The 12822-nt window shown below is 39.2% G+C and carries 13 protein-coding genes; 6 read left to right on the top strand and 7 right to left on the bottom strand.

The window, feature by feature from the left end:
- The first annotated feature begins 17 nt into the window (after positions 1 to 17).
- From B1C82_RS20145 to B1C82_RS20160, 4 genes are all read left to right on the top strand, one after another.
- The gene (locus B1C82_RS20145; RefSeq protein ID WP_086449310.1) at positions 18 to 602 is read left to right on the top strand and encodes an ABC transporter substrate-binding protein; all 585 of its coding nucleotides are present in this window, start codon (positions 18 to 20) and stop codon (positions 600 to 602) included.
- A complete protein-coding gene (locus B1C82_RS20150; RefSeq protein WP_086449311.1) occupies positions 602 to 3520 on the top strand; it encodes an MMPL family transporter in 2919 nt (972 codons plus the stop codon). Before B1C82_RS20145 ends, B1C82_RS20150 begins: the two co-directional genes overlap by 1 nt.
- A complete protein-coding gene (locus B1C82_RS20155; RefSeq protein ID WP_086449312.1) occupies positions 3517 to 4155 on the top strand; it encodes an MXAN_6521/LA_1396 family lipoprotein in 639 nt (212 codons plus the stop codon). The genes B1C82_RS20150 and B1C82_RS20155 overlap by 4 nt, the downstream gene beginning before the upstream one ends.
- A 323-nt stretch (positions 4156 to 4478) precedes the next feature.
- Positions 4479 to 4760, top strand: coding sequence for a hypothetical protein (locus tag B1C82_RS20160; RefSeq protein WP_086449313.1), 282 nt, complete (start codon positions 4479 to 4481; stop codon positions 4758 to 4760).
- A gap of 48 nt (positions 4761 to 4808) precedes the next feature.
- Here B1C82_RS20160 and B1C82_RS20165 read toward each other — a convergent pair whose 3' ends face one another.
- Entirely contained in the window at positions 4809 to 5726 is a 918-nt protein-coding gene (locus tag B1C82_RS20165; protein WP_086449314.1) for an NAD(P)H-dependent flavin oxidoreductase, read from the bottom strand.
- 82 nt (positions 5727 to 5808) lie between these two features.
- Between B1C82_RS20165 and B1C82_RS20170 the strand changes: the two genes are divergently transcribed.
- Together B1C82_RS20170 and B1C82_RS20175 are read left to right on the top strand one after the other, a co-directional pair.
- Positions 5809 to 6120, top strand: coding sequence for a putative quinol monooxygenase (locus B1C82_RS20170; protein WP_086449315.1), 312 nt, complete (start codon positions 5809 to 5811; stop codon positions 6118 to 6120).
- A gap of 117 nt (positions 6121 to 6237) precedes the next feature.
- A complete protein-coding gene (locus B1C82_RS20175; protein WP_086449316.1) occupies positions 6238 to 7245 on the top strand; it encodes a S1C family serine protease in 1008 nt (335 codons plus the stop codon).
- 177 nt (positions 7246 to 7422) lie between these two features.
- Here the strand turns inward: B1C82_RS20175 and B1C82_RS20180 are convergent, their stop codons facing one another.
- The 6 genes from B1C82_RS20180 to B1C82_RS20885 form a co-directional block, all read right to left on the bottom strand.
- Entirely contained in the window at positions 7423 to 8133 is a 711-nt protein-coding gene (locus tag B1C82_RS20180) for a pirin family protein (RefSeq protein WP_086449317.1), read from the bottom strand.
- Between the two features lie 123 nt (positions 8134 to 8256).
- The gene (locus tag B1C82_RS20185; protein WP_086449318.1) at positions 8257 to 8604 is read right to left on the bottom strand and encodes a hypothetical protein; all 348 of its coding nucleotides are present in this window, start codon (positions 8602 to 8604) and stop codon (positions 8257 to 8259) included.
- Positions 8601 to 8897: a hypothetical protein gene (locus tag B1C82_RS20190; protein WP_086449319.1), complete on the bottom strand. Its 297-nt coding sequence runs from the start codon at positions 8895 to 8897 to the stop codon at positions 8601 to 8603. The genes B1C82_RS20185 and B1C82_RS20190 overlap by 4 nt, the downstream gene beginning before the upstream one ends.
- A gap of 42 nt (positions 8898 to 8939) precedes the next feature.
- A complete protein-coding gene (locus B1C82_RS20195; RefSeq protein WP_086449380.1) occupies positions 8940 to 10088 on the bottom strand; it encodes a DUF445 family protein in 1149 nt (382 codons plus the stop codon).
- Positions 10088 to 12565, bottom strand: coding sequence for a hypothetical protein (locus tag B1C82_RS20200; protein WP_086449320.1), 2478 nt, complete (start codon positions 12563 to 12565; stop codon positions 10088 to 10090). Before B1C82_RS20200 ends, B1C82_RS20195 begins: the two co-directional genes overlap by 1 nt.
- 96 nt (positions 12566 to 12661) lie before the next feature.
- Complete coding sequence (locus tag B1C82_RS20885; protein ID WP_008589440.1) at positions 12662 to 12796, bottom strand: hypothetical protein; 135 nt, start codon at positions 12794 to 12796, stop codon at positions 12662 to 12664.
- Positions 12797 to 12822: the final 26 nt, after the last annotated feature.

A 12822-nucleotide genomic window follows, 5' to 3' on the forward strand; every position in this document is an offset into this window, starting at 1 on the left:
TTCCTTAGGTAATATCTGTGAAACTACTTCAAATTTTATTGTTTTGTTTACTTTCCTCGGGTTCTCTTTTTGCCCAGGACACCCAAACCACTAACGAAACCCAAACTACTTCTCCCGAAGTTTCGGCAGAAGAGCAGACGTTATCCGCCGTTAAAAAATTGATCGGCTTTATCCGTTATAAAAAGAACGACAAAGCTATATCTTTGATCCATGCAGGAAAATTCTCCGAAAAACTCATCGGAGATCATAAAATTTCCGCTGCTGAAAGAAAAGAATTCGAAGAAGCAATCTCTGAGTATATTATAAACAAGGCATTTCCAATCGCATTAAAATATTTTGATAAGATTGATATTACTTACGACAAGCCCTCAGTGAATGGAAAACAAGCAAGAATTGGTTCTTCTATTCTTTATAAAGGTTCCGATCAAATCAAATTCGCCTGGATACTTTCCGAATCAGAAGGTGCTTGGTACATTAGCGATTTTGAAACAGAAGGCAAACTTGCAACAGAGATCAACAGAACTAAAAATATAGAGCCATCTATTAAGAAAAACGGAATCAAGGGAACAATTTCCCTAATACAAAAAGCAGCTAAGAACTGATGAGAAAATTTCTTTCTAAAGCGACTGAGTTGGTGTTAACCAAACCGGTCGCCTCTTCCGCAATCCTATTTATCCTTCTGGTGATCTCAGGCTTTTTAGCCACCAGACTTTCTATTAACAGCGATAACCTGCAACTTCTGCCTTCCGACAACCCTTCCGTTGTGCAAACAAAACGAGTGATCGAAATGATCGGTGGAAGTGGATTCTATACTGTTGCTCTCAAATTCAAAGACGAAAAGGGAATGACGGAACATCTTACCAAGGCGTTCCAAGCCAAACGTAATGGCGATCCAGAAACCCAAAAGAAAGAATTGGAACTCGCTGATGAGGCAAAACGTAAGAACATTTCTTACTATAAAGCAAGAGAGATCGCACTCAAAAAAGCATCCGACAAGTTGGCAACCGAAGTTTTAAAGAATAAAGAATTAGTACGTTACGTATCTTATAGGTATAATGTTTCCTTTTTACAGGATAGGCTTCCTTTATTCTTAAAGACAGAAGATCTAAAAGAGGTACGTAAAAGAGTAAAACGTAAGATCGACGACGAAATAGAAAGGGCAAACCCATTCTTCATCAAACTTACTAACGAAGAATATAATCCTGATTTCACAGATATTATTTCCAAATACCAAAAACTTGCGAAAAGAGATATATTCGACGAATATAATATTTCACCTGAAAAGGGAATGCTTATAGTCTTAATCAAGCCGACCGGCTCCTTTGTAGACATTGAGTTCCTAGAAAAAATTGATACAAAGGTCCAAGGTTTAGTAAAAACCTTAGGATTTGAAGAAGACGGAATTTACGCAGGTTACACAGGAGCCTACAAGCTTAACCAAGACGATTATGAAACTTTGATTAAGGCATTAAAGCCGATCGGGATAGCTTCGTTCTTAGGAATAGGACTTCTACTTTTATTATTTTTCCGAAATCCACTTTTCATAATCATTCTACTGTTCTCTCTTCTTAGTGGATTGCTCATGACTTTCGGTTTAACCGGTTTAGTTATAGGACAATTGAATAGTATCACGAGTATCATCGGCTCCATACTCATGGGACTCGGGATAGATTATGGGATCCAATTTTTATACAGATTCAGAGAAGAATTTACTAAGAAGCAAGATATTGTAAGAGCGATCAAAGACACGATTTATCATACAGGGATTGCTTCTTTTAGTTCCGCATTAACGACTACTTCTGCATTCGTAGTTCTTTCCTTCTCAGAATTTAGAGGATTCAGTGAGTTCGGAATTATTGCGACTTACGGAATTGTTTTGATCGCAATTGCAATGTATGGAGTAACCGCATTGCAAATCGCTTTACTTTTAAAATGGTTCCCTTCTCTTTCGAAAGCTTTTCTTTTAAACGAAGACCAACAAACTCCTTCAGGTCTATTAAGGAAATTTTATTCTAGACCAGGAATTCTATCTGTAATTGTCTTAATTATAGTTTTACTCTTTGGAGTTTTTGCTCCGAAAGTCCAATTTGATGTAAACGGAAGAAACCTTTTAGTAGAAAATTTAGAATCAGTAAACTTATACGACGAGATTGCAGATCGTTTTGATATTTCTTCTGATCCTCAAGCAATTGTAGTAAAAAGTTTAGAAGAATCAGAAGCAGTATTTGACTATCTAAATCCTGTTCCCGAATCCATTGCAGGTTCTGTGGACCAGGTGGTTTCTCTTTGGAACTTTGTTCCTCCTTATTCTCAACAATTAGAAAACCGTAAAGTATTAGACCAACTTGCGAAGGACATGAAGCCAATAAAGGCCTCCTTCTTAAAACCTGAGCAGAGAAAATATTTACCAAAGGCAAAATTATTCTTATCGATTAAACCTTACGATTATACAGCGGTCCCAGATTATTTTTCCTCTCAGTTTAAGGAAGTTGCAAGCTCCAAGGAAAAAGGACATCTATTATTCCTATATCCCAAAGTGGCGTTGTGGCATGGCGGAAAATTGTTAGAATTTTTTGCAGCAATCGGAAGATTAGATGTTCCTAAAATTTCCAGAAGGACCTTGAATACAATCCTGTATTCCACCGGAACTCAAAAAGAATCTGAAATTGATCCAGTTAAAGAGAATTATTCTCCTGCAGAAAATAAAATTTTATTAAACGCGCTGAATACTTACTCTAAAGACAAACTTCTTTCGATCAAGATCCTACCAGGAACTGTAGACACGATCTTGGAGCATAGACCTTATAAGGATATCGCCCAGGCTAGATCTTACACATTCCAAACGGATACGGCAGGAAGTTTGATGTTGTTTGCTCAGCTCATTATGATAGTGCAAAGAGAAGGATATCTTGCCTTCATTATCACCTTAATACTTGTGATCATAGTTTTAATGCTATTCTATAGAGCGGCCTTGCCTGCACTACTCTCCTTGATTCCTCTTTTATTGGGTCTCTTGGTTACGGTGGGCATCATGTCCATAATAGATCTTAAATTAAATTTTATGAATGTTCTGGTCTTTCCTGTAATCATAGGATACGGAATACAAAATGGGATCTATATATATTACAGGTTCAGAGAAGATCATGATATTGTAAAAGCAATGGCAATGGTAGGGCCCGCAGTAATCGCATCCACATTAACCACATTGGTAGGATGGAGTGCGTTACTTCTTGCGAAGCAAAGAGGCTTACATTCGATCGGAAAAGTAGCAACGATCGGTATTGCTGCTTGTTTACTTATCGCACTTACCTTACTTCCAGCAATTTTGGAATTAGCATACAGAAGTCGCAAACAAGAAGAGGATGAAACGGTGCCATTAGGTTTAGGACCGGATGATGAAGAAGGTTCTGAAACTATAGTTTCCAAATTCATAATGGAAGAAACTACTCCAAAGCCTAAAGCAAAAAAAGCGGCTAAGAAAAAGACAGCTGCCAAAAAGAAAATCGGAAAGAAAAAATGAGATCTAAACTTATACTTACATTCTTAATTTCTCTTTCCTTTGCAAATTGTGCTGTAAAACAAATCAGGGTCTCACCTAATTTTGAATCTTCCTTAGACAGATTTAAAAGATTAACTGTGGCAATCGATTCTAGTTCCAAAGTAAATCAAATCGAAGCGAATCTTGTAAAGTCCATGGGGGAACAGGAATTGGCTCACCATAAGGAATTTATTGTTTATCCGGACCCTTCCAGTAAAAATCAGAACTGCAAATCTCCCGCAGGAAAGTCCCAAGGAGTTCTTACGCTTAAATTAGAAGAGACCTTAAATGGAACCACGCCTTCCTTTTTTGTTTGGTTAAGTCCTGCAACATTTGGGCCTTCTTCAGACGGGATAAAGATTTCTATCCAAGCACGGATCCAAAAATGTGATACGAAGGAAATTCTTTGGGAAGGAAATGCTTCTTCTTCTTACTTCATGGGAGGCGATGAAGAAGCCACGCTTAGGACAAGTTATGAGAACAAATTCGGAAAATCTATCGGCCCCAAAGTACTTCCATATTATGATATTCTAAAATCTCTTCTCGATAAAATAGCAAGCCCAGTATTAAACGAAGCAGAACAAGACGAAAAGATAGAAGTAGAATCCGGCTCCTAAGAATCTTACCCGGAAATCGGATTCTGCGTTCGGACTTTCTTTTTGAAAAAGGCGGCCCCCACCCAGGTTCGGGTGGAGGAGGCGGGCCAGTGGGAAACCCCTGGCCCCCTATATCATAAAATCATCATATTCACTACTCTTCTTCAAGTTTTCTCCGGAATTTTCATTCCAAGTTCATCTTAGCAACAATTTCCAGTTCCAAGAAACTCTGTTTCATTTTTAAATAACGAACATTGTTTCCAAAAGATCTTGTTCTAACTTCTTCTTGACCAAATCCTCTGTATCGATTGCTATACCGGAATCGGTATTTCAAGAGGAAAAGAATGGATTTAGTAAATAATATTTCTAAGGCTTCCACAGCCGCATTTTGGCTTTTATGGCTGGGAGTAATGAGTGGGATCGTACAACTCGTAAATATTCATCCAAGTCTAGACGGGATCGTGCTCACTCTAGGTTGGGTAATTTTAGGAATTCATGTGTTAGAAGTTGGGATTTATTCCTTTCGCGCCGGAGACAGAGGCGGATTCAAAATTGCGGACGCAGCTCAGGTTTTTGTATTCGGAGTATTCCACCTAATTCCCGTAAGCTTTTCGGATAAAAAGTAAAATTTACAAAAAACCCCCGGTTCCGGGGGTTTAGAATATTCTAAAATATTAAACTAATTTTGGTAACTTATTTACGATATCGGCATATTCTGTAGCCATACCTCTAATGACATCTCCCGCAGGAATGATGGAATCGATCTGAGCCACTCCGTGACCTGCAGACCAAATATCTCTCCAACGTTTAAATTCCTGGTCTATATCCGTACTACCTTCGTTATGGAAGTTATCTCCCGCTTTTTCTACGGAACGTTTTAGCCAGTTTGCAGGAATTCCTGAAATTTTTTCGGTATAAACGATCTCTTCCGGTGCAGACTCAACGATCATCTCTTTATATTCTTGAGAAGCAGCAGCTTCTTTAGTAGCGATTAATCTTGTTCCGATATAAACTGCATCTGCTCCTAAGGACATTGCGGCAGCCATTTGTGCACCGCCGCTGATCGCACCCGCTGCAAGAACAGGAAGACCGATCTCTTTTTTGAGATAAGGGAATAAACTGAAAGGAGAAATATTTCCGGCATGTCCACCGGCACCTTGCGCTACTGCAACCAGCGCATCGGCTCCTGACTTAGCAACTAAATTCGCATGTCTTAATGTAGTTACGTCACAGAAAACTTTTGTACCGACTGATTTAGCCTCGTTAATAATGGAACGAGGACTTCCTAAACTGGTGATGATCAATTCTACTTTGAATTCTAAAAGTATTTCTAAGTGTTTTGCCCAGTTAGGGTTATGAGCCTTATGTAAAATTAAGTTAACGCCGATCGGTTTTTTGGTCCTGGATCGGATATCTTCCAAACCTCTTCTTAATTCTTCTACAGTTCTGTAGTTTTGAGAGGGGAATGTTCCAAGGCCTCCGGCTTCGGAAACTGCAACAACTAGATCAGGATATGAAACGAGAAACATGGGAGCCCCGATGATGGGCAGATCGATTCCAAGCATCTCCGTTACGGGAGTTTTTATTTTCATAAGAGGAAAGCTTTCATTCTAATCAGATTCCATCTATCTTTTTTTTCTGGCAGAAGAAAATCGGATATTGAAACTAGGGACTATGATCGTAACAGTCTCATCTTACAAAATACTTCCGGAAAGAATCCAAGAATTTCAGGAAATCAGCAGCGAACTTTCCAAAGAATCCCTTAAAGAGAACGGTGTTCTTAGATTCGATCTTCTTCAAAACGATGGAGATGAAGGCAGATTTCTGATCATAGAAGCTTATGAAAATGAATCCAAACGTAAATCGCATTTGGATACCCCTCATTTTGTAAATTGGAGAAGAACAGTGCCTGAGATGTTTTCCCAAGGAACTACTACTGTTTATTATAAACCTGTATCACCAAAGCCTGAAGATTGGAAAAAGTAATGAAGATATAAGCGTTTTAAGCAACAAGATCGGTTTGTTTAAAGAACGTTCTTTTTTTCTAAACCGATTTCCGCGCTTTTCGGGACTTTATTTTTGGACACGGAGTTCAAAAATATTATGGTACTATTCACAAATACAAGCGCAGATTTTATTTCTTCTCTGGAAAATAACTCTCATCCTAAAAATCACCCAGAACTGAGCGAGGCAGAAATTTTAGACGCCTATTCCAAATCGGTGATACATGCAGTGGACTCTGTAGGTCCGAGTGTTGTTCATCTGCAAGTATCAAGCAAAAAAGGAGAAGGTGGAAGTGGTTCCGGATTCTTCCTTACACCTGACGGATTCATAGTAACTAATAGTCACGTAGTAGATGGCGCAGTTAAAATTAAGGCAGACCTTTCTGACGGTTCAAGTAAAGAAGCAGAACTTGTTGGAAACGATCCACATACAGACGTTGCGGTCCTAAAAGTCCATGGAGGATTATTTCCTCACTCTAGCTTTACTGATTCCAAAAAACTGAAAGTAGGACAATTAGTGGTCGCGATCGGAAATCCTTACGGTTTCGAGTCCACAGTTACGGCAGGAGTTGTGAGCGCACTTGGAAGAACATTAAGATCCCGTAATGGACGTTTGATAGATAATGTGATCCAAACGGATGCTGCCTTAAATCCAGGAAATTCCGGAGGTCCGCTAGTAGACTTTCAGGGAAGAGTGGTAGGGATTAATACAGCGATCATTCTTCCCGCCCAAGGGATCTGTTTTGCGGTCGCCTCCAACACCGCAGAATATGTGATTACTCGCCTCATCACAAATGGTTCAGTTAAACGAGGATATTTAGGAATTGCAGGTCAGAACCAAAAGATCCCAACAGTCACCAAAACTTTAAACAAGATCGGCTCAGAGTCTGGGATCTTGGTTCTATCTTTAGAACCAAGATCTCCAGCAGATCGGGCAGGAATCCGAAATGGAGATCTGATCATAAACCTGGACGATAAAGAGATCCATACTATAGATGATCTTCATAAGATCTTAGATGAAACTTCAATTGGAAGAAAATTGGGAATTCGTTTATTAAGAGATGGGTCCATCAGAAGTTTCTTCATCGAACCGGGGGAACTGAAATAAGAGACACAGAGTGTAAGGAGACACCGAGATTAGGCACGCAGAGCCGCATAGGCGCAGAGAGTTTTTAAAAAGAAAATAGAAAAATCGTGTCTGCAATTTATTATAATTCTCCCTCCGCGTCACAGCGCCTCTGCGTGAAAAAAGCGCTGCGGCTCGATTCTTCTCTGTGACTCCTTATTAGATCTCAGGAACATCCATTAGAAGAAGTTCAGAATCCTCTAAAGCGTTTACTTTCAGAAGGTCCGTTCTTGGAAATCCTGCGCCATCTCGAGTTGAAAGTTCGGTCCCGTTAATATTCACTTTTCCGGATATTAGAAAAGCGTAAACTCCACCGGACTTATTCTTAGACTCGTATTGCAGTTCCTTTCCTGCTTCCGCATTCCCTAAAGAGAACCATGCATTCTGATTGATCCAAAGACCTTCTGCAGACTCTTTAGGAGCTACAACCACTTGGAATCGATTCTTCCTATCTTCCGGAAGGAATTTTTTCTGGTCATATCTAGGTTGCGCTCCCCTTTTATCAGGCAAAACCCAAATCTGTAAGAAGTTTACAGGATCCGTTTCGGAATGATTGTACTCCGAGTGAACAATACCTGTTCCTGCTGACATCACCTGCACTTCTCCGGATGTTATGACTCCAGAAGTTCCGATGCTATCTTTATGTTCTAATGCGCCTTTGATCGGTATAGAGATGATTTCCATATCTTGGTGAGGATGCGGATCGAAACCTCTGCCCGGGGCAACGATATCGTCGTTCAATACTCGCAAAGAACCAAATCTGATCCTTTCCGGATTCATATAGCTCCCGAAAGAAAATGTATGATTCGATTTCAACCAACCGAAATCCACTTTCCCTCTCGTATTTGCCTTATGAACTACCGCTTCCATTTTTATCTCCTTTCCCCTTTTTCGGGGCGAATACCTTTTAGACCGCCCCCTTCCTAGATAGTTCAAATTTAAAGTATTTCGCCCAGGTTTAAAACCAAGTTGGATAGAAGTTATTTTAGAACCTTAATCGAAGCTTGGAGTCCCGGAGACTACGATACAACGGAATAAGAAGATAGGAGGAAGATACAAACCCTTTGTATAAACTTCTCCGCTTGCAAGTGATTGAGTTCCCGGAGGAGCCTTGTCTATTGCATGATTGTATGCACTCTGCAGATCCGGAACATATCTCGCGAACATGAATGGAAAAATTTGCACTACACAATCTTCTCCTTCTACTCTTTTAGGAGAGAAGACCGGTCTTTCTTTTGCAGGCACAACTCTTTCAACACGATAGATCATCGTTTCGGCGCCGCTGCAGTAAGAGAATAAAAATATGAAAAGGAAGAAGGCCCCAGATTGTAAAACTTTCATTGAGAGATCTCCAGACCATAATAGAGTCGATAACATGTATCGAACATTCCTTGGTCATACTGGAAGATCTCCAGGTCTCTGATATGAGTGGCTGTAGGATTTTTTTCCGGAATTCTTTTCAGAATATTTCGGATATTTTCATTACATCCTTTTTCATTCTGCTTATATAAACTTTGCTCTACTTGAGGAGGAATAGGCCTCATTCGGATATTTTGAAAGAAGAAGACGGTCTTTGAATAACATCCACTAAATACTACGCAGAGTAGAAAAATATAAATTCGCTTTGGTTCCATGATCTTGAATACTAAACAATAACCTGCAAATTATGCAAGAGATTATAATCCTAATTTTCCTTCGAATAATAAGACGATACATCCTATTGCAGATCCAACTAAAAAACCTAATAAACTTCCGTTGATCCGAATCTTCTCCAAGACTCTTCTGGTCTTAAGTTCCAAATTCTCCCTGAATTGTTTGGGCTCCAATAATTTCAGTCCTTTAGAGATCTGATCTCCCACATATTGTGAAACTGATTCATTTGTTTTAGAACTTAAAAATTCCAAGAACGAACGAATTGGGCCATATTCTCGCAGATTTTCTAATTTAGAAATTTCTTCCTTATGGGTTAGAACCACTTCGCTAATTAATCGATTCAACTGTTCTCTACCGAAATCTGCTAAAGCGCGAACTGCTTCTTCTCTTCTTTCAACAGGTAATTCGTTCCAAGAACCTATGTATAACTCTACACATTCAGAGAAAATTGAATATAGTTCGAATAGGACTTCTTCCTCTTCTGATTCAAAATCTTTTCCTTCTTTCAGACCTTCTCCGAATTCCTTAATTCTTTTGCGTGGATCTATGAGCCAGATCAAAGGTTTTGCAAGAAAAGAAAGTCCCTTAGTGATCCTTTGAACTCTCTCTCCAAAATCCTGGTGATCCGAAACCTTCATCAAGGTTTCTCCCACTAAAAATCGAACTGTGGAAAGTATCTCCGTACGACTATTCAGCTCATGTAAGATTTGTTTATCAGCCCCAGAAAATTTAAAATTAGAAACATATAATACTATATCCTCCTCTATTTTATCCCAGATCAGATTCAGAAATTCTCTAACTTCCTTTTCTCCTTTTAGATGTGTATCTAAAAGCTCTCGGATTGCCTGGATATTTTCAGGCTCATCCAGGATCCCATCTAAATAAGATTTTAATTTATGTTCGCTGATCAGGTCAGAAGATACCCAGCGACCAATTTCCTCTGCGATTGTTTCACTTTCGGATTCAACTGCCTTGTAGGTTTTCCAAACAGCAAACCAGTCGCAAATCGCTCCGACAAGTCCACCTTCTAAGCCATGAATGAAAATATTTCCCCAAATATAGAGACTCCATTTTTGCCAAAGCCCCAAAAGAAGAATACTTCCGAATAGCACCAAAAGTGAATTCGAAACAAATTGAAGTTTAGAGTACGGCTTATTGCCGTACGGAGTGATCAACGGAAAAACCACCTTCCTTTCACAAAGGAGGAGAATATAAAAAATAAAGGTAGAAGGAAAAGTATAATGGTCAAGAAAACCGAATTCCCTTTCACAAATTTTAGATCCGAATTTTGCTTTTGAGAACAGATTAAAATTTCATTCCTTTGGGTTTGGAATAATATTCCACCTTCTGCATCTTCCCAACTAGGAAAAAAGGATCTTCTGACGAGTTTACAATTATGATTTCCTAATGCAGTCGACACCGGTTTTTCTGCGGAAGACACTTCAGGACCAGTAAAAACTTCTTCATCTGAAAAAATACGAGGGAGTATCGGAAGTTCCGACAATAATACAGGCTCTTTTGGTTTTTCTTTTACAGGGAAAAATCTACCTAAAAATTCATTTCTATCAGAGAAAGATAAATCTCCGTATTTGGATTTAAATTCCTCCTTCCAAGCAGTATCTTCCTTCGGAACATTTAATACGAGCAGACCTTGAAACCATCTACTATAATTCGGACCTATTGCCTCTATCTCTTTTTTACCGATGCGAGCGAGTACAATTCCAGCATCCAGTCCCTCATGCAAGATCGCTTCATTTGTATTGTATAAGAATCTTTTAGGGCGAAGTGATTTCCCTCCACTCAGTTCCTTATAATCTGCGACTCCCCAAGGTTTTTCAGTCAGGACCGCGATGTCCGCACCGGGGTTTTTCACCTTGAACAAAAATAAGAAAGATTTATTCTCCAATTCTTTTTCATATGTTTCAGAAGGAGAATCGTTTGTTCGTAATCCTTCTCTATTCACCCAACCTCTTAATAATTCAAATCGAGTTGGATTCAATTTTAGAATTTTATAAAGTTTTTCAGTAGAACCTATAATATAAGAAGTTCCGTTTGCTTGTAGAAACCGATGCAACCCGATGCCTACGTCTTCCAAAGAGAGTTCTTCTTCATAACCTGGATTTTTTTTCCAAGCAGTCCAAGGAAGATAACGACTCAAATATGGTTGAAGCGCAAGAGAAGTCAAAGAGGCATCCGCTTCCATTCCGAGTAGATTCCTATGTCCTGCTCTTCTGATCAATAGTCCTAATGTAAAAGGGCTGTCTCCCCATTTTCTGTGAGAATCAATTTCTGGAAAAATTTTGGAATCTTTAGGAAGTTCAGAAAGTGCAACTTCTACATCTTTCATCTCCATAGCTGAAAAACTATCTTTTAAAAATGTGGTATTCTCCTTCCATTCCAACTCCGGATGCCATAAGAAAAATCTTACTAACGCAAAAAATAAAAGTGCAGCGACTGAATATTGTGCGACCAGAGAAGAAGTTTTATTCTTCAATAAATGAACTGCTGTTTCTAATCCGGAAAAAGTTAAGAATAGTAAAGAAAGATCTAATGCCCTATACCAAGGAAAGCCTAAACCTGGAAAAAATTTAGAAAGAGAAGTATCTACTCCGATCCAATAAAAGATCAAACTGGCAAAGAAAACGAATCTGGAAGCAGGAGGAAATATTTTACGCTTCAGGATAGAACGAATTCCTAATAAGAACAAAGCGGGAAATACTACCTGAATCCAATGAAGCCCTATAATAAAATTCCATAAGAAAGCAATCACTCCACTTCCTTCCCAAATCGGCTTCAATGCCCCCGAACCTAAAATAGAGATTAGCCCCGGAGTTGTATCCATTGGAAAAGTTTCTGCGCGGTACGAAGAATATTTCAAAAAATTCCACCATACCGGCGTTGCTACAAACAATGGGATGAAGAATGCAATGGAGAAGGCTCTTTTCCCAAGTTCTTCTCCCAAAAATAAGAAATAAATTAAGAGAGAAACCAAATAAAACAAAGAAGAAGGAAGATCAGAATAATAGACACAAGCGCTTACCGCAAGGTACTTGGAAAGGGAAGATAATTTCCCGGTGGTCCTATACTTTTCTAAATAATAAAATCCTAATAAACTCCAGCCAAGTCCGAAAAATCCGGTCACCGAACCACTGAATAATCCCACTAAGGAAAGCCCGAATGGCTCTTCTCCCGCGCACAAAAAGAAAAATAAAAGCCCTGACATCGCAAGCATTACGGTATTTGCTCTATGATTGGTTTCACTTAAGAGCAAAAGACTGAACTTGATAAACGCATATGTAAAAAGTAATATAGAAAGTAGGACTCCTATATTAAAAGAAAGAGAAAGTGAGGACCAGAAGAAGATCGTTTTATGAAGTACGGCGACCAAAAAATAAAAGAATGGAGGCTGGAAATAGAAGACAGGCATTCCAGAAAACCAACGGCTATCATAACCCAAAGATTGGCCGTTGTCCAAAAATGAATCGTAGATCTCTGCCAAATGGGTTTGAGCATGAAGGCTCCAACCTGAAAGAGTATCCTCGCTAAATAAGAATCTGAATTTAATGATGAGAACTAAGAATGAGGCGAGTAGTAATAAGGGCCTTCGCCAAGCCGGAGCAAGTCTCCATTTTTTCTGAAAAAAAGGCATGCCGAGAGGGTAAGGAAAACCCCTGGAATTGACAAGCAAAAGAGGATATTACGAGAGAAGGATTCGCCCCGGTTGATCGGGGCAAAAAGAGGAAGACTATTCCTCTTTTACATTCTCCTGAACGTACTTTCTAAATTCAGCTTCGCTCATTTTGTCCGCATACAATGGATACAAAGCTGTAATCAACTCTTCCAAGGTGGGGAATTTTGCCCCGTCGAGCTTGAATGCCATAGGGTCCTCTGCAAGGTAACGATTTC

Origin of the sequence: Leptospira venezuelensis, assembly GCF_002150035.1 — a bacterium.
Lineage (GTDB): Bacteria > Spirochaetota > Leptospiria > Leptospirales > Leptospiraceae > Leptospira_B > Leptospira_B venezuelensis.

What these genes read in the sequence shown, in the direction of transcription:
- B1C82_RS20180 (WP_086449317.1), bottom strand. Translation starts at nt 8,133, where the DNA reads ATGGAAGCGGTAGTTCATAAGGCAAATACGAGAGGGAAAGTGGATTTC.
- B1C82_RS20185 (WP_086449318.1), bottom strand. Translation starts at nt 8,604, where the DNA reads ATGAAAGTTTTACAATCTGGGGCCTTCTTCCTTTTCATATTTTTATTC.
- B1C82_RS20150 (WP_086449311.1), top strand. Translation starts at nt 602, where the DNA reads ATGAGAAAATTTCTTTCTAAAGCGACTGAGTTGGTGTTAACCAAACCG.
- B1C82_RS20885 (WP_008589440.1), bottom strand. Translation starts at nt 12,796, where the DNA reads ATGGCATTCAAGCTCGACGGGGCAAAATTCCCCACCTTGGAAGAGTTG.
- B1C82_RS20155 (WP_086449312.1), top strand. Translation starts at nt 3,517, where the DNA reads ATGAGATCTAAACTTATACTTACATTCTTAATTTCTCTTTCCTTTGCA.
- B1C82_RS20170 (WP_086449315.1), top strand. Translation starts at nt 5,809, where the DNA reads ATGATCGTAACAGTCTCATCTTACAAAATACTTCCGGAAAGAATCCAA.
- B1C82_RS20160 (WP_086449313.1), top strand. Translation starts at nt 4,479, where the DNA reads ATGGATTTAGTAAATAATATTTCTAAGGCTTCCACAGCCGCATTTTGG.
- B1C82_RS20175 (WP_086449316.1), top strand. Translation starts at nt 6,238, where the DNA reads ATGGTACTATTCACAAATACAAGCGCAGATTTTATTTCTTCTCTGGAA.
- B1C82_RS20190 (WP_086449319.1), bottom strand. Translation starts at nt 8,897, where the DNA reads ATGGAACCAAAGCGAATTTATATTTTTCTACTCTGCGTAGTATTTAGT.
- B1C82_RS20165 (WP_086449314.1), bottom strand. Translation starts at nt 5,726, where the DNA reads ATGAAAATAAAAACTCCCGTAACGGAGATGCTTGGAATCGATCTGCCC.
- B1C82_RS20200 (WP_086449320.1), bottom strand. Translation starts at nt 12,565, where the DNA reads ATGCCTTTTTTTCAGAAAAAATGGAGACTTGCTCCGGCTTGGCGAAGG.